The sequence below is a fragment of the Shinella granuli genome (assembly GCF_004341885.1).
GTDB classification, from domain to species: Bacteria; Pseudomonadota; Alphaproteobacteria; order Rhizobiales; family Rhizobiaceae; genus Shinella; species Shinella granuli.
Genome location: NZ_SLVX01000043.1, coordinates 1 through 18151 on the forward strand (window position 1 = coordinate 1; position 18151 = coordinate 18151).

Annotated in this window: 30 protein-coding genes; 25 read left to right on the forward strand and 5 right to left on the reverse strand. The window is 60.2% G+C overall.

What is annotated here, in order from left to right; translation table 11 throughout:
* The 3 genes from EV665_RS32730 to EV665_RS30125 form a co-directional block, all read left to right on the forward strand.
* Positions 1-208: hypothetical protein (locus tag EV665_RS32730; RefSeq protein WP_210234708.1), on the forward strand; the 208-nt coding region annotated here is incomplete at its 5' end.
* A complete protein-coding gene (locus EV665_RS32515) occupies positions 205-372 on the forward strand; it encodes a hypothetical protein (RefSeq protein ID WP_162853215.1) in 168 nt (55 codons plus the stop codon). The genes EV665_RS32730 and EV665_RS32515, both read left to right, overlap by 4 nt.
* Positions 369-1031 carry a hypothetical protein gene (locus EV665_RS30125; protein ID WP_133036980.1) on the forward strand — a complete coding sequence of 221 codons (663 nt, stop codon included), beginning with the start codon at positions 369-371 and terminating at the stop codon, positions 1029-1031. Before EV665_RS32515 ends, EV665_RS30125 begins: the two co-directional genes overlap by 4 nt.
* A gap of 53 nt (positions 1032-1084) precedes the next feature.
* Here EV665_RS30125 and EV665_RS30130 read toward each other — a convergent pair whose 3' ends face one another.
* Positions 1085-1387 carry a DUF982 domain-containing protein gene (locus EV665_RS30130; protein ID WP_133036981.1) on the reverse strand — a complete coding sequence of 101 codons (303 nt, stop codon included), beginning with the start codon at positions 1385-1387 and terminating at the stop codon, positions 1085-1087.
* A gap of 137 nt (positions 1388-1524) precedes the next feature.
* Here EV665_RS30130 and EV665_RS30135 point away from each other — a divergent pair, with 137 nt between their 5' ends.
* From EV665_RS30135 to EV665_RS30160, 6 genes are all read left to right on the forward strand, one after another.
* Positions 1525-1896 (forward strand): DUF1064 domain-containing protein, encoded by a 372-nt coding sequence (locus tag EV665_RS30135; RefSeq protein WP_133036982.1) that lies wholly within the window; start codon positions 1525-1527, stop codon positions 1894-1896.
* Positions 1893-2084: a hypothetical protein gene (locus EV665_RS30140; RefSeq protein WP_133036983.1), complete on the forward strand. Its 192-nt coding sequence runs from the start codon at positions 1893-1895 to the stop codon at positions 2082-2084. Before EV665_RS30135 ends, EV665_RS30140 begins: the two co-directional genes overlap by 4 nt.
* Complete coding sequence (locus tag EV665_RS30145; RefSeq protein WP_133036984.1) at positions 2081-3514, forward strand: replicative DNA helicase; 1434 nt, start codon at positions 2081-2083, stop codon at positions 3512-3514. Before EV665_RS30140 ends, EV665_RS30145 begins: the two co-directional genes overlap by 4 nt.
* The gene (locus tag EV665_RS30150) at positions 3511-4398 is read left to right on the forward strand and encodes a DUF1376 domain-containing protein (RefSeq protein WP_162853216.1); all 888 of its coding nucleotides are present in this window, start codon (positions 3511-3513) and stop codon (positions 4396-4398) included. Before EV665_RS30145 ends, EV665_RS30150 begins: the two co-directional genes overlap by 4 nt.
* Complete coding sequence (locus EV665_RS30155) at positions 4395-4607, forward strand: response regulator transcription factor (RefSeq protein WP_162853217.1); 213 nt, start codon at positions 4395-4397, stop codon at positions 4605-4607. The genes EV665_RS30150 and EV665_RS30155 overlap by 4 nt, the downstream gene beginning before the upstream one ends.
* A 243-nt stretch (positions 4608-4850) precedes the next feature.
* Entirely contained in the window at positions 4851-5498 is a 648-nt protein-coding gene (locus tag EV665_RS30160; RefSeq protein WP_133036987.1) for a hypothetical protein, read from the forward strand.
* Between the two features lie 743 nt (positions 5499-6241).
* Here EV665_RS30160 and EV665_RS30165 read toward each other — a convergent pair.
* Together EV665_RS30165 and EV665_RS30170 are read right to left on the reverse strand one after the other, a co-directional pair.
* Positions 6242-6454, reverse strand: coding sequence for a helix-turn-helix domain-containing protein (locus EV665_RS30165; protein ID WP_133036988.1), 213 nt, complete (start codon positions 6452-6454; stop codon positions 6242-6244).
* A 229-nt stretch (positions 6455-6683) separates the two neighbouring features.
* A complete protein-coding gene (locus EV665_RS30170) occupies positions 6684-6959 on the reverse strand; it encodes a hypothetical protein (protein WP_133036989.1) in 276 nt (91 codons plus the stop codon).
* A 14-nt stretch (positions 6960-6973) separates the two neighbouring features.
* On the opposite strand from EV665_RS30170, the gene EV665_RS30175 reads away from it, so the two are divergent.
* The 4 genes from EV665_RS30175 (at position 6974) to EV665_RS30190 (ending at position 8305) form a co-directional block, all read left to right on the forward strand.
* A complete protein-coding gene (locus EV665_RS30175; protein ID WP_133036990.1) occupies positions 6974-7246 on the forward strand; it encodes a hypothetical protein in 273 nt (90 codons plus the stop codon).
* 12 nt (positions 7247-7258) lie between these two features.
* Positions 7259-7519 (forward strand): hypothetical protein, encoded by a 261-nt coding sequence (locus EV665_RS30180; RefSeq protein ID WP_133036991.1) that lies wholly within the window; start codon positions 7259-7261, stop codon positions 7517-7519.
* A gap of 331 nt (positions 7520-7850) precedes the next feature.
* Entirely contained in the window at positions 7851-8048 is a 198-nt protein-coding gene (locus tag EV665_RS30185; protein WP_133036992.1) for a hypothetical protein, read from the forward strand.
* Positions 8049-8077: 29 nt separating this feature from the next.
* On the forward strand, positions 8078-8305 hold the full coding sequence (locus EV665_RS30190) for a hypothetical protein (protein WP_133036993.1): 228 nt from the start codon (positions 8078-8080) through the stop codon (positions 8303-8305).
* 92 nt (positions 8306-8397) lie between these two features.
* Here EV665_RS30190 and EV665_RS30195 read toward each other — a convergent pair whose 3' ends face one another.
* Positions 8398-8685 (reverse strand): hypothetical protein, encoded by a 288-nt coding sequence (locus EV665_RS30195; RefSeq protein ID WP_133036994.1) that lies wholly within the window; start codon positions 8683-8685, stop codon positions 8398-8400.
* Between the two features lie 82 nt (positions 8686-8767).
* Between EV665_RS30195 and EV665_RS30200 the strand changes: the two genes are divergently transcribed.
* A complete protein-coding gene (locus tag EV665_RS30200) occupies positions 8768-9391 on the forward strand; it encodes a putative metallopeptidase (RefSeq protein WP_133036995.1) in 624 nt (207 codons plus the stop codon).
* Here EV665_RS30200 and EV665_RS30205 read toward each other — a convergent pair.
* Positions 9388-9633 (reverse strand): hypothetical protein, encoded by a 246-nt coding sequence (locus EV665_RS30205; protein ID WP_133036996.1) that lies wholly within the window; start codon positions 9631-9633, stop codon positions 9388-9390. The two genes, EV665_RS30200 and EV665_RS30205, sit on opposite strands and share 4 nt — an antisense overlap.
* A 34-nt stretch (positions 9634-9667) precedes the next feature.
* Here EV665_RS30205 and EV665_RS30210 point away from each other — a divergent pair, with 34 nt between their 5' ends.
* The 11 genes from EV665_RS30210 (at position 9668) to EV665_RS30255 (ending at position 18020) form a co-directional block, all read left to right on the forward strand.
* Positions 9668-10132: a DUF2280 domain-containing protein gene (locus EV665_RS30210; protein ID WP_133036997.1), complete on the forward strand. Its 465-nt coding sequence runs from the start codon at positions 9668-9670 to the stop codon at positions 10130-10132.
* Positions 10119-11546 carry a phage terminase large subunit gene (terL, locus tag EV665_RS30215; protein WP_133036998.1) on the forward strand — a complete coding sequence of 476 codons (1428 nt, stop codon included), beginning with the start codon at positions 10119-10121 and terminating at the stop codon, positions 11544-11546. Before EV665_RS30210 ends, terL begins: the two co-directional genes overlap by 14 nt.
* Positions 11546-13054 (forward strand): DUF4055 domain-containing protein, encoded by a 1509-nt coding sequence (locus EV665_RS30220; RefSeq protein ID WP_245507882.1) that lies wholly within the window; start codon positions 11546-11548, stop codon positions 13052-13054. The genes terL and EV665_RS30220 overlap by 1 nt, the downstream gene beginning before the upstream one ends.
* On the forward strand, positions 13051-13695 hold the full coding sequence (locus tag EV665_RS30225) for a hypothetical protein (RefSeq protein WP_133036999.1): 645 nt from the start codon (positions 13051-13053) through the stop codon (positions 13693-13695). The genes EV665_RS30220 and EV665_RS30225 overlap by 4 nt, the downstream gene beginning before the upstream one ends.
* Entirely contained in the window at positions 13686-14258 is a 573-nt protein-coding gene (locus EV665_RS30230) for a class I SAM-dependent methyltransferase (RefSeq protein ID WP_162853218.1), read from the forward strand. Before EV665_RS30225 ends, EV665_RS30230 begins: the two co-directional genes overlap by 10 nt.
* Positions 14240-14812: a hypothetical protein gene (locus EV665_RS30235; protein ID WP_133037001.1), complete on the forward strand. Its 573-nt coding sequence runs from the start codon at positions 14240-14242 to the stop codon at positions 14810-14812. The genes EV665_RS30230 and EV665_RS30235 overlap by 19 nt, the downstream gene beginning before the upstream one ends.
* A gap of 85 nt (positions 14813-14897) precedes the next feature.
* Entirely contained in the window at positions 14898-15683 is a 786-nt protein-coding gene (locus EV665_RS30240) for a hypothetical protein (protein ID WP_133037002.1), read from the forward strand.
* 10 nt (positions 15684-15693) lie between these two features.
* Positions 15694-16662: a major capsid protein gene (locus EV665_RS30245; RefSeq protein ID WP_133037003.1), complete on the forward strand. Its 969-nt coding sequence runs from the start codon at positions 15694-15696 to the stop codon at positions 16660-16662.
* A gap of 70 nt (positions 16663-16732) precedes the next feature.
* The gene (locus EV665_RS30250) at positions 16733-17392 is read left to right on the forward strand and encodes a hypothetical protein (protein ID WP_133037004.1); all 660 of its coding nucleotides are present in this window, start codon (positions 16733-16735) and stop codon (positions 17390-17392) included.
* A gap of 35 nt (positions 17393-17427) precedes the next feature.
* Positions 17428-17598: a hypothetical protein gene (locus EV665_RS32520; RefSeq protein ID WP_162853219.1), complete on the forward strand. Its 171-nt coding sequence runs from the start codon at positions 17428-17430 to the stop codon at positions 17596-17598.
* Positions 17598-18020, forward strand: coding sequence for a DnaT-like ssDNA-binding protein (locus tag EV665_RS30255; RefSeq protein ID WP_133037005.1), 423 nt, complete (start codon positions 17598-17600; stop codon positions 18018-18020). The genes EV665_RS32520 and EV665_RS30255 overlap by 1 nt, the downstream gene beginning before the upstream one ends.
* The last annotated feature ends 131 nt before the right edge of the window (positions 18021-18151 follow it).

Genomic DNA, 18151 nt, shown 5'->3' on the forward strand with positions numbered 1-18151 from the left:
CCCAGATCGCCACTCGTGGTGGGAGGAAGCCGAGGCTCGCATCGGTCGTCTCGAAACATCGAAGGGCCGCCCCAAGGACAATAGCCAGTTCTCCAGGCGCTTCTCCAAGCGCGAGCTGCGCGAGTTCATGGAGCGTCAGGGCGACTGGGCTCTCGAAACCGACGGAGTGCTTTGCCAGAAAGACGATGGGGAGTGCATAGCAGCATGACGAACCTCCAGAAGATGCTCCGCTTCCTCGACGGCGAAATCTCCGGCCTCCAGGCTCGCACGTCGTCCTACGGCAACGCTGCGCAGGAAGCGAAGCTCGTCATGCTCAAGGATATCCGCGCGCTTGTCGCCTCCCTGTCTGAGAACAGGAGGGCGAGCGCATGACCGCATCCGCACGCGGTTTGTTCCGCGCCACCGGCAAAGCCTCGAAACCTGTCCTCACCCTGCTTGATGGTGAAATCGTCAAGGCTGATGCGCTTGAGCGTGAGAAGGACGATTTCTACCCGACGCCGCCGGAACCGACGCGCGCCTTCCTTCATGCCGAAATAGATCGCCTTCGCGACTTCGGCACCATCTGGGAGCCTGCGGCCGGCGACGGCGCGATGGTGCGCGAGATGGAATCGGTCGGGCTGACCGTCCGCGCCTCCGATCTTGTCGACCGAGGTTGCGGGGCTGACATTCGATCGTTCTACGATTTCCCCGTCGCGCCGGCCGCCGCCATTGTTACCAATCCGCCGTTCCAAGAATGCGGATGGGGCAACGGTAAAGCCAGATGGCTCTATCATGCGCTCGACACGCTCGGCGTCGAATACATGGCGCTGCTGATGAACTGGAGCTTTCCGGGAGCAGGTGGCCTTGCGCCCTTCTGGGCGAGTTTCCCTCCAGCCCGCGTCTACCTCATGCGCTGGAAGATCGATTTCACCGGGCAGGGCGCGCCGCCGATGCTCAATGGCTGGTTCGTCTGGGACAAGCTCTGGGGCGGCGAAACAGTTCTCCGCATGCTCGACCGTAAGGACGCTCGGCAAGGGGAGCTTAGCCTATGACTTTCAACAGAAAGAGAGGCCGCATAGGCAGCCTCTCCAGATCGCTACATCCTTTACGCGGAAACCCGCCCGCCGCCGGAGCGAGAGCGGATCATCCACGGCATGATGCCGGGAGACTTCACCAAGATGCCTTTCTTCTCCCCAAAGGAGCGGATGGCATCGCGCCCGACCTTCAAGGGCTTGTGCCCGTCAAAGGCCATGTAGCAGGTCTTCAAGGTCGCATCGTGCACAATGTCACGATCTCGTTCAGGCCATTCTTCAAGGAAATCGATGGCGTCTTCCAGGCACGTTATCTCTTCGATCAGGTCTCTACCCTTCTTCAGATAAACGGGCCTATCAAATACCTTCGAGTTCATCTCTACCTCACTGAAAACGTTGGTGATCAACAAGGGTGGCGTTGGAATCAAACGCCGATCGGGAATCTATTTTCGAGGCATCTCCGGTTCAAGATCGGGCAGTCGACCGCCGCTGGAAAAATTGGCGAGGTGGCGGCATGACGGTCCATCTCTCCGCAAAAGAAGGCGCTGCGTTCCTCCCCGCCAAAACGAAGCGCAGCAAGTACGGCGCCCAGAAAACCTTGGTCGACGGCATCCTCTTCGACAGCAAAGCCGAGGCCGCGTTCTATGCCGCCCTGAAGCAGCGGGAGAAGGCCGGCGAGGTGACGGACATCTATCCCCAGCGCGAATATGATCTGATGGTCAACGGCGTGCTGATCGCACGCTACCGTGCCGATTTCGTGTTCTTCGATCGCGTTCTCCGCGCGCGCCGCGTCGTCGACGTGAAGGGCGTTGCCACCAGAGACTTCCGTCTCAAGGCCAAGCTCATGAAGGCGTGCTTCGGCATAGAGGTCGAGGTGGTAAAATGAGCAACGTCATCAGCTTAGCCGAACATCAGCAAGCCGTCTGGATGGCCTACGTCACTGCAGCTAAGCGCGCGCAGGAAAGCGGACGCATGGAAGATGGTATCGCCGCCGGCCGCGCCTGGCGCCGCTGGCTCGACCTCTTCATGACGCCGGAGCAACGGGAAGCTATCCCGGCAAAGGTGTCAGCATGACCGCGCTGGCTTTCGAACAAAACGCTTTCGTGCCGGAAATCGAGCAGAACGTCCTTGGTGCGCTTCTTCTCGGCGGAGACATTCACGAGATCCTGGCGACCCTGCAGGAGCATCACTTCGTTGAGGCTTTCCATCGGGCCGTGTTCCGCGCTGCGGTGGCAGGGCAGGAGCGCTATGGATCGAGCAACCCGGGCGTCGTCAAAAGATTGATCGACGAGACCGCCGCTACGGAGTTCGAAAAATCGACGGGGTTGCAGGTGTCTGCGTATCTCGCGCGTCTCGTCTCATCGGCTACCGCCTCTGGAACCCGTGCGGTCGACAATGCCCGGAAGGTCATCGATCAGTGGGCGCGCATATCGATCGCCGGCGAGGCCGGTCGTGTCTATGCCGCGGCGAACGACCCCTCGGCCGATGCGCGCGCTGTTGCGTCGGAAGCGGCGAAGAACCTCGACGATATCATTTCCGAGCTTCGGAACGGCGGCGTCAAGAAGACACGGGTTTCGGTTGGTGGCGCTGCTATGCGTGCCGTCGAGGCCGCTCAAGCGGCGCGCGAAACAGGATCGGGCCTGACCGGCGTCACTTGGGGGCTCACCGACCTCAACCGCATGACCGGTGGAATCCAGCGCCGCGACCTGACCCTTATCGGCGCGCGGCCGTCGATGGGCAAGACCACCGTTGCGCTGTCATGCGCCATCAAGGCGGCGAGGGCGGGCCATTGCTGTGGCATCGTCTCGTTGGAGATGGATGCCGACAAGCTCGCGACGCGCGCCATGGCTGACATCATGTTCGATTGGCGCCGCAGGGTGCCTTACACGAACATTATCCGCGGCGAGGTGTCCGACGAGGATATCGACGCCATCATGGAAGCTCAGATGGAACTCGACCGGCTTCCGTTGCTGATTGACGAGCAGGCGGGCCAGACATCCACCGACATTCGAGTGCGTGCCGAAAGACTTGCCGAGGATACCGCCAAGCGCGGGACGCCGCTGGAGGTGCTGTTCATTGACCATCTTGGCCTCATTCGGCCGTCCTCGCGCTACAGCGGCAATCGGGTGAACGAAATCGCCGAGATCACCTCCGGGATGAAATCGCTCGCCAGAGAGCTCGACATCGCCGTTGTGCTCCTGTCCCAGCTCAGCCGGGCGCTTGAAAGCCGCGAGGAGAAACGGCCGATGCTTTCCGACCTGAGGGATTCGGGAGCGATCGAGCAGGACGCGGACATGATCGCCTTCCTGTTCCGCGAATCCTACTACCTCGAACGCGCTTCGGGTGGATCGTTTGAGCAGCAGGAGGCCAGGGCCGACAAACTGGTCGAATGCCAGAACAAGCTCGAATTCATCATCGCCAAGCAGCGCAACGGCTCGCTTGGGACAGTCGACCTCTTCGCCGACATGGCTTTCTCCGCGGTCAGGAATGGAGCCCGCACATGAGCAAACCTCACATCCCGTACTTCGACTTCTATCCGGCCGACTTCATGAACGGCGTTCGTGGCCTGACCCCGCAAGAGGTGGGCGTCTACACCATGATCCTGTGCCGAATCTACGAGGAGAGCGGGCCGGTCGAATACCATGCCGAGCGCCTTGCCACCTATTGCGGCATGCGTGTCTCAGCCTTCGAAAAGACGATGGAACGACTGGTCGTTCTGGGCAAGTTTTCACTGTCCGAAGGCATGCTTTCCAACCGTCGCGCCGAGACCGAAATTGAGAGCCGTTCGAACAAGCTGAAAAGCAACTCCAGAGCCGGAAAAGAAAGCGCCAAAAAAAGGCAACAAAAACAATCAATCAATGCAACGGACGTTCAACGACCGTTCAACCACACAGAAGCAGACACAGAAGCTACGCTTAGCAGCGTAGCAAAGGCGCCTGCGCTCGGTGATTTTGACATTCTCCAGAGCAAGCTGATCGCCGCGGCGGGCGACGATGGAATTCAGCCTCACAGCGCCCTTATCGTCGGTCCGATCGCTGAACTGATTTCCGCTGGCGTCAGCCTCGAACTCGACATTCTCCCGACGATCAAGTCGGTGGCCGCTCGCCGGACCCGGCCGGCGGCGTCGTGGTCGTACTTCCTGCCGGCAATCCGGGAAGCCTACGAGAAGCGGATCGGCGCAACGCGTGACCTTCCCAAGCCCAAAGCCATGGACGAGAGCGAAATCGCGTGGGCTCGCCGCCTGCGCTTCGCTCGGGACAAGCGGATCTGGTCGACCTCCGAACTCGGCCCGCGACCCGGCCAACCCGGTTGCCGGGTCCCCGCATCGCTACTGCTCGATGGCGACGGCGAGGGATGGAAAGAAATCGAAAACAGGAGCGCAGCATGACCTCCACCACACAATGCCCGCTGCCGGCTCGGCTGATCGAGATTGTATCGCTGATAGCAGATGGCCTTTCGGCAAAGGAGATCGCCAAGCGCCTCGGCATCTCTCCGACGACGATAAACAACTACATCGCCACGGCTATGGCGATAACGGGCGTTCATCGCTCGACGGCGCTTGTCGCTACCGCGCTTCGGAAAGGATGGATCGAATGATGAACCTCAACGGCAAGGAGGGGTGAGGATGAGCGACCCGGACCCGAAAATGATGTTCGGAGACCCTGTCGGGGATTGGCACGACTGGTTCGCATGGTTTCCCATCAGGACATTTGACCAACGCTTTGCTTGGCTCCGAATGGTTCGGCGCCGATGCATTCAGAAGCACCAATATCTGCACGGCGGCGCAGATTTTTGGTGGCAGTACCACATTTGACCATCGGCAACACGAGGAATAGCACAATGGCAAGCAATTGGTACGCGGTAAGGGCGAAGCCGGGCACCCAGAGGATGGCGAGACCTCTCCTGCTCGCAGCGAACGCTACCGAGCAGGACAAGGTGGAATGGGAGCGCCGGAAGGGCGAAAGCATCCTTGAGCGCCAACTTCGTCAGGAAGGTATCGACGTGTACATGCCGTCGTTTTGGATCCGCACCAAGCACCATCGGACGAACAAACTGATTGAGCGGCGCCACCCTTTCCTCGTTGGGTATGCCTTCGTTCATCTGCCGGAGTTTGAATTTGAGCGGGTGAGGGGCGTGGATGCCGTCATGTGCATGCTTGCCCCAACACGCAACGCGGGACCAGTCCGCTTCCCCGAGGCCATGATTTCGCAATTCATGATAGACGAATTCGATGCAGCCCAGCGGCACAGGCTCCAGGAATGGACGGACATGGAGCGCCGCCGCTTCAAGAAGCAAAACCATCTGCGCGGCCAACTGAAAAAGGTCCTGCCAAAAGGTAGGAACCCAAGGTCATCGCTTCGAGAGTATGCCGACCATGCGCTTGATCGGCTGAATGATGTAGTCCGTGCGCGAGTTCTGTCGATAACCGCCCAACTCGACGCATTGGAGGCCGCAGAGACTCTTGCAGAAATCGACGCTGTCGCTTAATGTGCACTGAAATAGTTTGGTGATTTGGCTGTTCTGATCGCGGACCTCGATTAATGAGGGTAACACTCGCCGGGCCAATGCAGGGATGATCACCGCCCTGCGTTGGAAGAACAGTGCCAAAATCAACCCCGAATGCCGCAAGGACTACATGGCTTATGCGTCCTTGCTCCTCTCGTCGGGGTGACAGTTTGGAATGGGGACTTCTCACGCAGTTGAGATCATAGGCCATCCGGCTCTCGCCTATGTATAGGCTGCCCGCTTGTCGGCCCATTCCAAAGCCCATCGGGAAGGCGGATAGTCATTCGTGAAGGTTGGGGATTGTGCCCGACCGTTTCTTTCCGACCATTTCGCTCGATAGGGCGAAAACTTCCGTGTGGCGCGCTTCCGATAGCGCACGGTCGTAGATTCTCGGAGCGTGGCGGCAGAGTGGTAGTGCTGGAGCAATCCAGTAGAGACGCCTAGATGCCGTAGGGGCGCGAAACCGATCAGTACTCGGCCAGTTCGCTACTGGCGTGGAATCTCGGCCCAAAGAATTCGCCGAAAGGCAAACGAGATCGGGAGCCCGATGAGGTTCGGCCTCGCCGGGTAACTAAGCAGGGGGACCTTTCTCCTCCAGCCCAATTCCCGACCCCATACGGCATAGCCGTAACAAAGAGCCCAAAACGGGCCAAGGTACTCTCAGGCACTAACCGATAGCAGCGCCAGCGAACCCGCCCCGGTCTGTCACCCGGCGGTGGGCTTTATCATTGATGAGGGTAAGGCGGGACGCCGGAAAGCAGGGCCGCGATGGCGTAGTCGGTTTCGACCCTACTTGTCCCACCCTTCTCGAAGTTCTTTACGGTCTGGAGAGACCAACCCATCTTCCCTGCCAGGTCGGAACGCCAGCCATGGCCGGAGATGATAATGCCGCGCTCCTGAAGTTCGAGCGTGGCGGATGCGAATTGATCAGGGGTCATTGACTTGTCCTGTCGTTAGGTGGATGATTTTTGCGCTCAAGCAGCAAGCAAGAGTAGGTAGTTGCCGTTCGCTCCGATTTGGACTAGGCTTCCGGTGCTCTCTGGATTTGCCGGAAGCATGTAGTTGCGGTCCGCTCCGCCAGATGCGCCTTTATGGTGTTCTGCGGTTTCTGAACAAACACCGGATCGGGCGGTTAACAAGGCGAAAGCCAACAGATAAGGCCAGCGCTCAGGCGCTGGCTTTTTCCTTTTCAATGGCGGCTTTTACATCCGTGTAGAACTGGATACGGCCCGGCGTTCCCGCCTTCGTCATCCCGTCGAACGACATGCTGTATTGAGCGCAAGGCAGATCAAGACCGATCGGCTCGACACCATGGGACACGTCGCCCTTGTAAACGATGGTGCGGTTCTTCCTCTGGAGAACGCGGTATCCGGTCCATTGCCCGTCGATCATCAGGTGGTTGCTGGTGGAGACCGAAAGATGCTCTGCGGTGATTGCGGTCATTGTCGTGCCCCTGGTTGCTGTCCGTTTCGATGATTGGAATATGCCAAATTATTTTGGATTTGGCAAGTGAAATATCGGCGATATCGCAAATTATTTTGGGTTTCGCCGGCGGTGGGCTTTCGTTTCAGGAGAGAGAAGTGAACAGTGCTCCAGCCGCTCTTGCCCTAGCCGGCATGGGTATCATTGCTGCCGTCATCTACGCGATTGAGGGAGACAGGGCGCTTATCGTCGTCTCCGCCGTAATGTTCACCGCCGCGGCGTGGCAGATTCGTCTGTCCCGCAAATAGCAGGAGAGAGCGATGACGGAAGTCGTCTCGATATTCAGGATGGCTGAAGATATGCAGCGCGAGACGGAGAACGTGGTCAACCGCCTGCACCGTCATTGCCGGATCGGCCGTGTCACGAAGAAGTTCATGACACACGGCGGGAAGATGGTTCCGATGCGCTGGATGCCTGATCCGATGAAGCCGCCGCCGACGCCATCCTTCTCCGGCGGGTACGTGCCCGTCACGAGCAGCGGGGATGTACCGCTCGTTCCGAGCCATGGGGTGCTGATGTGAAACTCTTCCTCATCATCTACGCCGGTTCCCAGATCGGCGGAGCAATTGGCCCTCTGCCTTATGACCTCGCAGAATGCCAGAGCAAGCGTGACGCTCTCCGCGCCAGCCAGGCACAGACCATCGCCTCGGGTATCCATGCCCGGGAGGGTCGCAAGCTCACCGCGTAAGAGATCGGCAAGCTCCGGTCGCTCCGGTTCGAATGCGAGTATTTCGGCAAGCGGCCGTCTCTCGGCGCCTAAGGAGAGAGCGATGACGCCGCTTGCGTTTCTCATAGCCGCAACCGCCGCAAATCTCCTCATCATATGGTTGATCTACCCGAAAGGCGGCAGTGATGACGTTTACCGTTGATTTCGGCTGGTGGCTCGTGCCCGCAGTGATCACGCTCCTGTCGTTCGGAATTGCCGCCTTCATGAGCAGAGATATGGGCGATGACCGTTTTGGTGCCGGCGCTGTGATCATGTTCGGCTTCTACCTGATGGCGTCGGTCGCCTCGCTTGCCGCGTGGCTTGTATGGGCTCTCGCCGCCTAACCCCTTCACCAAAGCAGAAAGGAACCAGCATGCGATACCACCGCTTCTTCTTCGGCATCTATGATGCGTTCATCGCCGTCGCCATCCTTCTGGTCGATCTCGCCCGCGAGGCGTTCCGATACGGTATCGAGACTGGCTGGCACTCACTGCGCGCTGCCGGCATCGCCGCCTACCGCAAGATCTCCGCTCTCAAGCCGGTCTATCGCGAGAGCTACGCCACCCACGGCCTCAGTCTCTCCGACGGTCGAGCGGGCTAACGCTCCCGCATGCCTGAAACGAGAGCCGGGCTTAGGTCCGGCTTTTCAGATGCTTCTCTCTGTATCCTCGGTGGAGGGTAGAGGTACGGGCTTCAACGGGCAAACCAGTAGGGGACTCTTGTGGTATGGTCTTCTGCAAGCAGCGCTTCCTGATGGTTACGAAACATCCACAAGCAGAAATCGTCCGCAGCATCACCCACGTCCATGTCCTTGGGGATTAAAGTCGCGGCTCGAACCGCCTCTCTCATAACGATTCTGACCCCAGTGCTTGAGTAGGTGTCCTTATATGCCACTCTCCGATCCGGATCGGAGGCCAAGTTTATCCCATTGGCCAATATTGCGGTTTGCACTATCCAAAGGAACTGCTCTTCTTTTGTCATTCCGCCCTCCAAAGCAACCCATGCCAGATTGTCATAATTCCCAGTTGGGCAAGTTCGCGCAGGCTCGCGCTAAAGGCAAGTCATGATTGAGCGTCCACAACCACCGGAAACCATGTTCGGGGTAGAGGGATCGTCCTTCACGCCCGCGCTCGACATGCCGGAGTGGGTGCAGGTCACGTTCCTGGATGAGGCCTCGCCGGTCGCCAATCCGGAGCACGCTCACCTGGCAGAGGCTCACATCGGTTATCTCTGGGCTGCCGTCGAAAACACCCGCAAGGGCAAGCGCGTGATAGGGCAGTGCGAGACCGGAACGCCTCAAGGTGCGATGGGCAAGTGGGCAAAGGCCCGCGTCGAGCAACAGATCACGGAATGGTTCGGCTTCGTGCCTGACTTCATCATCACGCTCGATGCCAACTACTGCGCCGCCTGTGGCGATGCCGAGTTCATGGCGCTGGTCGAACACGAGCTTTACCACGCCGCCCAGGACGTCGATTCATTCGGTGCCCCGAAATTCAACAGCCAGACCGGCCGCCCGGTCTTCACCATTCGCGGGCATGACGTAGAGCAGTTCATCGGTGTCGTTCGTCGTTACGGGGCAGATGCTGCCGGGGTGCGCGAGCTTGTAGACGCCGCCAGCCGACCGCCTGAGGTTGCCCGAGCCCACATCGAGCATGCATGCGGCACATGCAATCTGCGTGTGGCTTAACCCAGGTCGATCTGACCACTTATCACGAGGTCGGTGACATCGAGGTCGAAGCGTTGCACTCCGGTTGCCCCTTTGCCCGCCTTCTGGGTTGCCAAGTGCAGGAAGTAGGAAAACAGCCGGTTCCGTTGTCTCTCGATCTCGGTGTCCGAGATTTTCTGACCGACGTAGACCCCATCGCTGACCCTGTGCCCATCGACCACGACAGGCTGCTTCACTCTGTATTTCACGGGCCGGATAGTCATCGCTTATCTCCCTTGACTGGACTTTGACACGAAGATGGCAAAAGCGAAACTCTCCGATGAGGTGAAAACCTACATCGTCCAAGCCCTGGCATGTTTCGATAGCCCGTCGATCGTTGCTGCTTCAGTCAAGAAGGAATTCGGCGTCGAAATCAGCCGGCAGCTTGTCGAGAGCCACGACCCGAACAAGAAGGCGGCGTCGGGCCTCGCGCCCAAATGGCGTGCGCTGTTCGAGGAGACGCGCAAGACGTTTCTTGAGGATACGGCATCCATTGGTATCAGCCACCGCGCGGTTCGCCTTCGCGCTCTGCAGCGCATGGTCGACAAGGCTGAGACGCAGGGCAACATGGTGTTGGCGTCGTCACTGCTCAAGCAGGCGGCGGAGGAAGTAGGCGGCAGTTATACGAACCGGCGCGAGCTGACAGGGAAGGATGGAAAGGATTTGCCGGTGCCCGTATCACCGGTGACGATCTTCCAGTTGCCCGATAATGGCAGGGGATGAGAAGGGCGCGGCAGCAGCCCAGACGGTAATCAGGCCGCAGGAAGGGCCGCAGACGCAGTTCCTCGGGTCTTCGGCCGATATCGCGATCTACGGCGGCTCGGCAGGTGGCGGCAAGACGTGGGCACTCCTGATGGAGCCGCTGCGCCATATTGCCAACCCGCAGTTCGGCGCAGTGTTCTTCCGCCGCACGCTGGTGCAGGTCAGAAATGAGGGCGGCCTTTGGGACGAGAGCGAAAAGCTCTACCCCTGCCTCAACGCCAAGCCGCGGGTGGCGCCAGATCTGTCGTGGACATTTCCGTCCGGCTCGTCGGTCAGCTTTGCGCACCTCGAGCACGACAAGACGGTATCAAACTGGCAGGGCTCGCAAATCCCGCTCATCTGCTTCGATGAGTTGACGCACTTCACCCAGAAGCAATTCTGGTATCTGTTGTCGCGCAACCGCTCTATGTGCGGTGTTCGGCCCTACGTCAGGGCAACGTGCAACCCCGATGCGGATAGCTGGGTGGCGGAGTTCATATCCTGGTGGATCAATCAGGAAACGGGGCTTCCTATCCCGGAGCGTGCCGGCAAACTCCGCTGGTTCGTGCGGATCGGCGACAAGATCATCTGGGGCGATACGCCGGCGGACCTCGCCGACTACACCGCGCCAGACGAAAACGGCGAGCAAAAGCCGATCGAGCCGAAGTCGGTGACATTCGTCCCGGCCAAGCTGACCGACAACAAGGCGCTGATGGCGGCCGATCCCGGCTACCTAGCGAACCTCATGGCGCTGCCTACGGTCGAGCGGGAACGTCTTCTCGGCGGCAACTGGAAAATCCGGCCCGCCGCGGGGCTCCTGTTCCGGCGTGGTTGGTGCCAGGTTGTGGACGCCGTTCCCGCAAACGTCGTTCGCTGGATGCGGGGCTGGGACTTGGCGTCGACGCCGAAGGTTGAGGGAACGGACCCTGATGCGACGTCCGGGACAAAGATCGGGAAGCTTGCCGATGGCAGGTACATCGTAGCGCACAGCACAAGCGATTGGCTTTCCCCGAATGGCGTGGAAACGCTGATCAAGAATACGGCTGCTGCAGACGGCAAGGAAGTCCACATCTCGCTCCCGCAGGATCCGGGGCAGGCCGGCAAGTCGCAGGTGGCGAGCCTCGTCAAGATGCTCTCGGGCTACACAGCGCGGGCGACGCCTGAATCCGGGGATAAGGTCACGCGGTTCTCCCCGTTTTCCGCGCAGGCTGAGGCCGGAAACGTGCTCGTTCTGCGAGGACCATGGAATGAATCTTGGTTCACGAGCCTGGAAGGGTTTCCGGAAGCCAAGCACGATGATGATGCTGACAGCACGAGCCGCGCATTCAACGCTCTCATCACGAGCTTTGAGCCAGCCGCTCCCCTTTTCGGCACATATGGAAGGCAATCACGCTGATGGCTGACAATACCGATCTGCTGTCCACCAGCGGGGATTATCAGGCAATGGTGCCGTACTGGACGATGGTCGGGACGATCATGCGCGGCGCGGCTGCAATGCGGAAGGTGCCGAAATTCCTCCCTCAGTTCCCGAGCGAGGGTGACGAGAATTACAAGTACCGTCGTGAGAACGCGAAATTCACGAACATCTATCGCGACATCGTTGAGAACCTCGCATCGAAGCCGTTCACGAAAGAGGTGCGGCTAGCCAGCGAGAGCGTCCCCGCACAACTCAAGGCCGTCGTCGAAGATGTGGACGGGCAGGGCAACCACCTCCACGCCTTTGCGACGCAGTACTTCTTCAACGGCGTGAACAGCGCTATCGACTGGCTTCTGGTGGATCATACGAGGCTGCCAGAAGGCGCTACGCTGGAGGATGAGCGCCGGATAGGCGCGCGCCCGTTCTGGGTCAGGATCGCCGCTACGGACATGCTGGCGGTCTACTCTGCGGTGATCGCGGGGAAGGAGCAGTTCGTCTACGCCCGGATGAATGAGACCTACGTGCGGCGCGCTGACAACGGGATTGATGAGGAGACGATCAGCCGGGCGCGGATCCTAGCGCGCGATCCGATCACCGATGATGCGGGGAACGTCCTCGATTACGCGCCGGCCCGGTTCGAGGTTTGGGAAAAGGGCAGCGATGCAGGCGATCAGTGGATGCTGATCGAAGAGGGCCCGATTACCATCGGTGTCATAGCGCTCGTTCCGTTCGTCACGGGGCGCCGCGATGGATCGACATGGCGCATCCTGCCTCCGCTCAACGACGTGGCTGAACTGCAGATCGAGCATTATCAGGCGGAAACCAATTTGAAGATGGCGAAGGAGCAGACCGCCTTTCCGATGCTGGCCGGCAATGGCATTACGCCCCCGCTTGATGGGAGCGGCAAGCCAATCACTGTCCCGATCGGTCCTGCCTCCGTCCTGTACGCCCCGATGAACGACCAAGGCCATCATGGTGAGTGGCAGTACATCGAGCCGTCGGCGACTTCGTTGAAATTCCTGTCGGATGAGGTCGACAAGCTGGAGCACCAGATGCGCGAAATCGGCCGCATCCCGCTTACCGCCGGCACGGCCGGCATGACGCAGATCACGGCTATGCTTCAGTCGCAGAAGGTATCAAGCGCCGTGCAGGCATGGGCTTGGCTGCTAAAGGATGCGCTGGAAAAAGCGTTCAAGTTCACGGCAATGTGGCTGAACGTTAATGTAGAGCCTACGGTCTTCGTCAACACGAATATCGCTGTCGACCTCGGCTCCAATAAGACGCCGGAAATCCTGCGCGGGATGCGACAGGACGGTGACCTCAGCCAGCAAACTTACTGGGAGGAGATGCGGGAACGCGGCGTTCTCAGCCAGGAGTTTGAAGCCGACAGAGAGATCAAGCGCCTTGAAGAGGAGTTGCCCGGCGACCCCGGTGACGACGATCTCTCCGCGGCGATGACACCCCCGGCCCGGATTGCGGCGGAATGATCACTGTTGCTTGCGTCCTAAAGTCCGGCGGCGTCTACACTGCTGACTGGGTGCGGAAGCTGCGCGACGGAGTTGCTGCCAATCTTTCGTTGCCTCATCGCTTCGTCTGCCTCTCGGATGTCGAGGTGCCATGTGAGCGTGTCCCGCTGACCGAGGCATGGCCGGGGTGGTGGTCGAAGATTGAACTGTTTCGGCTCAACGATGGGCTGGTCCTTTATTTCGACCTCGACAGCATTGTCGTCGGATCGTTGGACCGGATCGCATCATTGCCCCATAGGTTCACGATGGCGCACGATTTCAGCGTCGGACATGCGTGTTCGACGGCCATGGCATGGAGCGGAGATTTTTCCTTCATCACGGACGCGTTCAGAGCAGACCCAAAGGGGATTGCGCGCCGATACGATCGCCTGCTGGCGAGCGAAAAGCGGATAGGTGATCAGGCGTTTATCGAGGATCAGCTTCTCTCGGCCGGCGAGGAGATCATGCTTTTCGATCAGGTCGCTGGCGAGCGTTCGATCGCCTCATACAAAGTTGACCGATGCCAGGGGGCACCGTGCATCGGCGCGGCCGTCGTGGCCTTCCACGGGAAGCCGAAGCCGCACGAAATCAAAACAGGATGGGTTCCCGAAATATGGCGGTAAAACACGGCGCCGTGCACCAGCGCGGCATGGCAATCCTTTCGCGTCTTCCGGCAGGCAACGTCATCGGCGTTGAGGTTGGCGTCTATCAGGGGCAGTTGTCCGCATTCCTGCTGCGAAACCGGAATGATCTTCAACTGATTATGGTCGATAGCTGGTTGCCCGAGCACGAGCAGCCCGACCATTACCGTGAGACGCGCGACTTCCTCGCCATGCAGGACGCGGAGACATGTTCGGCGAATAAGGCTGCAGCCATCATGGCGGTCTCCTCGTTCGGTCGACGTGGAACTGTCATCCATATGCCGTCCGTGGCCGCGGCCGCACAGTTCGATGATCGGTCGCTGGATTTCGTCTTCATCGACGCCGACCACAGCTACGAGGGGTGCAAGGCCGACATTCATGCGTGGGAGAGCAAGGTCCGGAAGGGCGGTTGGCTTTGCGGGCACGATTATCGCAACCCGCTGCAGACGGCTGACATGTCCGGTGTGGACCGAGCCGTGGACGAATGGGCTGGCGGCAGGGCCATCGAGACAGGTGAGAATTTCACATGGTTCGCCCAGCTTTAATCGTCGGGAGCGCGCTCAGCGTCTGGAAGGACGTCGAGGGCGCACTTGCCATGGGAGAGTTCGCCGAGGTCGTAACGTGCAACGACACCATCCCGAACTGGCCCGGCGAGTGCGTCGTCGTCACATTCCACCCGGAGAAGCTCATAGCGTGGCTGGAGGCAAGAGACCGGCGCAACTTCCCCAAGCCGGCTGCTCTCTACGTCAAATCGGAGTGGCGGGAGAAGCAACCGCCGAACGTTGTTCGCGAAATTGAGGCGCTCGACATCATCGAAACCGATTATCGGTTTCCGGGGCAAACGCACAGCGGCTCTTCTGGGCTCTTCTGCACCAAGGTAGCGCTTGTCAACCGTGGCCACGAAAGAGCGCTGTGTTGCGGGGTGCCTATGTCGCCGGATGCCATGCACATCGTGCGGCAACGGCGCTGGGGCGGCGCGGCGACGATGCAAGCCGGGTGGCAGGAAGCCTATCCGGTGATCAAAGACAGCGTTCGGTCGATGTCCGGCTGGACAGCACAGCTGCTGGGCAAACCTACGCCGGACTGGCTGCTCGGATAGCAGCGGTCGAAGCCGGCACTCACTGGCCCATACGGGCCGAACCTCGCGCGGGACGCGCAATCATCAAATCCGGGATGGATTACAAATGGCACTGAAAGCGATCGTTGATGCGGTCGACTCCCTGCCGGAGTCGGCGCGTGAATTTTATGTGAAGGACGAAACGTCGGGCAAGTTCCGCCTCGATGTGGAAAGCGTCGATGGGTTCGCCCTGGAGGACGTGTCGGGCCTCAAGACAGCACTCGGCAAGGAGCGCACGACGCGCGAGGGGCTGGAGCGCCAGGTGGTGAGGTTCAAAGACCTCGATCCGGACAAGGCCCGCGAGGCGCTCGCGAAGCTGGAAGAGCTCACGGCCATCGACCCGGCCAAGGAAGCCGACAAGATCGCAAACACGAAATTCGAAGCCGCGAAGGCGCAGCTCCTCGAAAAGCATACCGGCGAACTGTCGAGCCGCGACGAGCGGATCAAGGGCCTGACCGGCACCATCGACGGCCTGCTGCGCGAGCAGCGCGCCACCACGGCGATTGCCGAGGCGAAGGGCTCCGTCGATCTCCTGCTGCCGCACGTCCTCAACGCCACGCGCACCGTGGAGAAGGACGGCCGGTTCGAAGTCGAGGTTGTCGACAAGGACGGCAATGTCCGCATCGACGGCAAGGGCAACAACATGGATATCAAGGGCCTCATCGCTGAGATGAAGGCCTCTGAAGTTTTCGGCCGGGCCTTCGAGGCTTCCGGCCAGAGTGGAAGCGGGAAGCTTCCGGGCAATGGCGGCGGGGATCGCGGCCAGTTGAAGCGCAGCCAAATGACCAATGCCGACAAGGCGAATTACATCGCCGAGCACGGTCAGGAGGCATTCCTGAAACTGCCGAAGTAGGAGAACCCCCATGGCAGACGAAACCACCCTCAACTCGGACATGGTGATCTACAATCGCCAGGCCCAGACCGCTTACCTGGAGCGCATCCAGGACGTGCTCGCCGTCTTCAACCAGAACTCTCAGGGCGCGGTCGTCATGCGCTCTGAGGCGATCGAGGGCGATCTCGACAAGCAGGCCTTCTACAAGATCGGCGGCGAAGTCGAGCACCGTAATGTGAACTCCTCCGCTGGCGTCGAAGGAAAGGCCATTGGCTCCGATGAGATCGTCGGCGTCAAGGCCCCGTGGAAGTACGGTCCGTACAAGACCACGGAAGAAGCCTTCAAGCGCCGCGCACGTTCCGTGTCGGAATTCGCCATGCTGGTCGGGCAGGACGCCGCTGATGCGACGATGGCCTACATGGTCCAGGCCGCATTTGCCTCGCTCGAAGCCGCTATCGGGGGCAATGCCAATATGGTCGCAAGTGGCAGCTTCGCCACCGACCACAAGAAGGTGCTGACCAAGGGCATGCGGAAGTTCGGCGACCGGTTCAGCCGCATCGCCCTCTTCGCCATGGACTCTTCGGTCTATTTCGACCTCGTCGACGACGCGATCGACCAGAAGGTCTACGAAGAGGCTGGGCTGGTGATCTACGGCGGGACGCCGGGCACGATGGGCAAGCCAGTTCTCGTTTCGGACCGTATCCCCGAGGATTCAATCTTCGGTCTGCAATCTGGCGCCGTCGAAATCGTGGAGAGCCAGCCGCCCGGCTTCCGCCTCTACAACATCGATGACCAGGAGAACCTCGCGATCGGCTACCGCTCGGAAGGCACGTTCAACGTCAATCTTTTGGGCTACTCGTGGGCCTACGATGCGTCGACGCCGGCCCCGTCGAACCCGAACCTTGCGCAGCTCGGCACGCCCGCCAACTGGCGGCGTTACGCAGACAGCGACAAGGCGACGGCAGGCGTTCTGATCGACGTCACCCCGGCGTCCACCTGATGACGTTGCGGGGCGGCCCAAGGTCGCCCCGCCCATCGACCACTCCCGCACTCCCGACAAGGAGAACCTCATGTCCGGAACCGTGATCTATTCCACCCAGCGCTCGGGGTTCGAGCCCGGCATGACCTATCGCAATCCTCGCTTCTTTCAGAAGGCACTTGCCTCCGGCGTGTCGAAGGTGATCGTGGTGGGAGATTGGCCGAAAGTGGTCAAGGCATATGAGGCGATCGGGATTGCCGTCGAAAGATATGGCCAAGGTCCGACTTCGTCTCCCGGCGCACCGGCCGCAGACACCGCCATCCCCGACGATTGGCGCGATCTGCCGTGGCCCGAAAAGCGGCTTCTCGCGCTGGCCTTCTCTTCTGCGCCCGTCATCAACAGTTTGCAGGCGCATGAGGTGATCGAGGCCGAGATCGTGAAACGCGGTGGCGCGCCGAAGGCCGAAATCGGCACGGACAGCGGCAATCAGCTTTCCGATGATCAACTCCGCGCCGCGATCAAGGAAGCCACCGGCAAAGCCCCGCATCACAAGCTCGGGCGCGAGAAGCTGATCGAGGCATTCAACGCGCTCAACAAGCCGGTCGATGAGGGCGAAGAGGCATCGAATGGCTCCACCCGTCGCGAGATCGAGGCCGACCTGACGGCCATGCATGTAGATTTCGACCCGCGCGACCCGCTGGAAGACCTCGCTGCTCTTCGCGAGCTGGCGCGAGAAGAACGTGGCGCCTGATGCCGCGAGACATCGCCGCCGTGAACGGAAGCCACATGATTGCGGTCACTGACGACGGCCTCGTCTGCGAGATCACCAACATGTTTGACGCCGATGGCGACGAAACCGACGACTTCAGCGCTGCAGTGGTCGGGATTGTGCGCGTCGGCGATGACGAATGGTTCACTGTGGTTTTCGAGGAATATGAAACGGTGAGGACACACTGATGCTCTCCTTCACGACCCTCGCCGTCACCTTGGAAGAGGCCAACGCCTACGCCACTGCGCGCGCATGGGCGAACTGGACCGGCACGAATGACGCAAAGACTGCCGCGCTTCGAAGAGGGCAGGACGCTATCGCCAGCATGTACAACAGCCGGTGGATCGTGGAGTTCGACGACGAGGACGCGCCGGAGCAGGTGCAGTTCGCCATCATCGAAGCCGCGCGGCGCGAACTGGTCAAGCCGGGCAGCATGTCGCCGGACCTGAAGCGAGGCGGAAAGATCAAGGCCGTCGGCGCCGGTTCGGCTCGGGTCGAGTTCGCCGATGGAGCGCCGGCCGAAACGACGTTCTCTATCATCGACGGCCTTTTGTCCGGTTTCGTCACATCAAAATCATCGACGCTCGTCGGTTTCGCAGTGAGGGCTTGAAATGAGCGATAAGCCGAAGGTTGTTCAGCTTGAGACTAGGGCGTGTGGACGAATTTGAGCAAGCATAGGCCGGCGGCGAAGCTGACGATCGAGCGGAAATTCCGTGCGGTCTTTTCGCATCGCAAAGCGAC

What these genes read in the sequence shown, in the direction of transcription:
- EV665_RS30165 (WP_133036988.1), bottom strand. Translation starts at nt 6,454, where the DNA reads ATGACCCCTGATCAATTCGCATCCGCCACGCTCGAACTTCAGGAGCGC.
- EV665_RS30155 (WP_162853217.1), top strand. Translation starts at nt 4,395, where the DNA reads ATGACCTCCACCACACAATGCCCGCTGCCGGCTCGGCTGATCGAGATT.
- EV665_RS30225 (WP_133036999.1), top strand. Translation starts at nt 13,051, where the DNA reads ATGATCACTGTTGCTTGCGTCCTAAAGTCCGGCGGCGTCTACACTGCT.
- EV665_RS30170 (WP_133036989.1), bottom strand. Translation starts at nt 6,959, where the DNA reads ATGACCGCAATCACCGCAGAGCATCTTTCGGTCTCCACCAGCAACCAC.
- EV665_RS30230 (WP_162853218.1), top strand. Translation starts at nt 13,686, where the DNA reads ATGGCGGTAAAACACGGCGCCGTGCACCAGCGCGGCATGGCAATCCTT.
- EV665_RS30245 (WP_133037003.1), top strand. Translation starts at nt 15,694, where the DNA reads ATGGCAGACGAAACCACCCTCAACTCGGACATGGTGATCTACAATCGC.
- EV665_RS30140 (WP_133036983.1), top strand. Translation starts at nt 1,893, where the DNA reads ATGAGCAACGTCATCAGCTTAGCCGAACATCAGCAAGCCGTCTGGATG.
- EV665_RS30235 (WP_133037001.1), top strand. Translation starts at nt 14,240, where the DNA reads ATGGTTCGCCCAGCTTTAATCGTCGGGAGCGCGCTCAGCGTCTGGAAG.
- EV665_RS30145 (WP_133036984.1), top strand. Translation starts at nt 2,081, where the DNA reads ATGACCGCGCTGGCTTTCGAACAAAACGCTTTCGTGCCGGAAATCGAG.
- EV665_RS30130 (WP_133036981.1), bottom strand. Translation starts at nt 1,387, where the DNA reads ATGAACTCGAAGGTATTTGATAGGCCCGTTTATCTGAAGAAGGGTAGA.
- EV665_RS30205 (WP_133036996.1), bottom strand. Translation starts at nt 9,633, where the DNA reads ATGACTATCCGGCCCGTGAAATACAGAGTGAAGCAGCCTGTCGTGGTC.
- EV665_RS30210 (WP_133036997.1), top strand. Translation starts at nt 9,668, where the DNA reads ATGGCAAAAGCGAAACTCTCCGATGAGGTGAAAACCTACATCGTCCAA.
- EV665_RS30125 (WP_133036980.1), top strand. Translation starts at nt 369, where the DNA reads ATGACCGCATCCGCACGCGGTTTGTTCCGCGCCACCGGCAAAGCCTCG.
- EV665_RS30135 (WP_133036982.1), top strand. Translation starts at nt 1,525, where the DNA reads ATGACGGTCCATCTCTCCGCAAAAGAAGGCGCTGCGTTCCTCCCCGCC.
- EV665_RS30180 (WP_133036991.1), top strand. Translation starts at nt 7,259, where the DNA reads ATGACGGAAGTCGTCTCGATATTCAGGATGGCTGAAGATATGCAGCGC.
- EV665_RS30255 (WP_133037005.1), top strand. Translation starts at nt 17,598, where the DNA reads ATGCTCTCCTTCACGACCCTCGCCGTCACCTTGGAAGAGGCCAACGCC.
- EV665_RS30240 (WP_133037002.1), top strand. Translation starts at nt 14,898, where the DNA reads ATGGCACTGAAAGCGATCGTTGATGCGGTCGACTCCCTGCCGGAGTCG.
- EV665_RS30160 (WP_133036987.1), top strand. Translation starts at nt 4,851, where the DNA reads ATGGCAAGCAATTGGTACGCGGTAAGGGCGAAGCCGGGCACCCAGAGG.
- EV665_RS30190 (WP_133036993.1), top strand. Translation starts at nt 8,078, where the DNA reads ATGCGATACCACCGCTTCTTCTTCGGCATCTATGATGCGTTCATCGCC.
- EV665_RS30150 (WP_162853216.1), top strand. Translation starts at nt 3,511, where the DNA reads ATGAGCAAACCTCACATCCCGTACTTCGACTTCTATCCGGCCGACTTC.
- EV665_RS30195 (WP_133036994.1), bottom strand. Translation starts at nt 8,685, where the DNA reads ATGACAAAAGAAGAGCAGTTCCTTTGGATAGTGCAAACCGCAATATTG.
- EV665_RS30220 (WP_245507882.1), top strand. Translation starts at nt 11,546, where the DNA reads ATGGCTGACAATACCGATCTGCTGTCCACCAGCGGGGATTATCAGGCA.
- EV665_RS30250 (WP_133037004.1), top strand. Translation starts at nt 16,733, where the DNA reads ATGTCCGGAACCGTGATCTATTCCACCCAGCGCTCGGGGTTCGAGCCC.
- EV665_RS32515 (WP_162853215.1), top strand. Translation starts at nt 205, where the DNA reads ATGACGAACCTCCAGAAGATGCTCCGCTTCCTCGACGGCGAAATCTCC.
- EV665_RS32520 (WP_162853219.1), top strand. Translation starts at nt 17,428, where the DNA reads ATGATTGCGGTCACTGACGACGGCCTCGTCTGCGAGATCACCAACATG.
- terL (WP_133036998.1), top strand. Translation starts at nt 10,119, where the DNA reads ATGGCAGGGGATGAGAAGGGCGCGGCAGCAGCCCAGACGGTAATCAGG.
- EV665_RS30200 (WP_133036995.1), top strand. Translation starts at nt 8,768, where the DNA reads ATGATTGAGCGTCCACAACCACCGGAAACCATGTTCGGGGTAGAGGGA.
- EV665_RS30185 (WP_133036992.1), top strand. Translation starts at nt 7,851, where the DNA reads ATGACGTTTACCGTTGATTTCGGCTGGTGGCTCGTGCCCGCAGTGATC.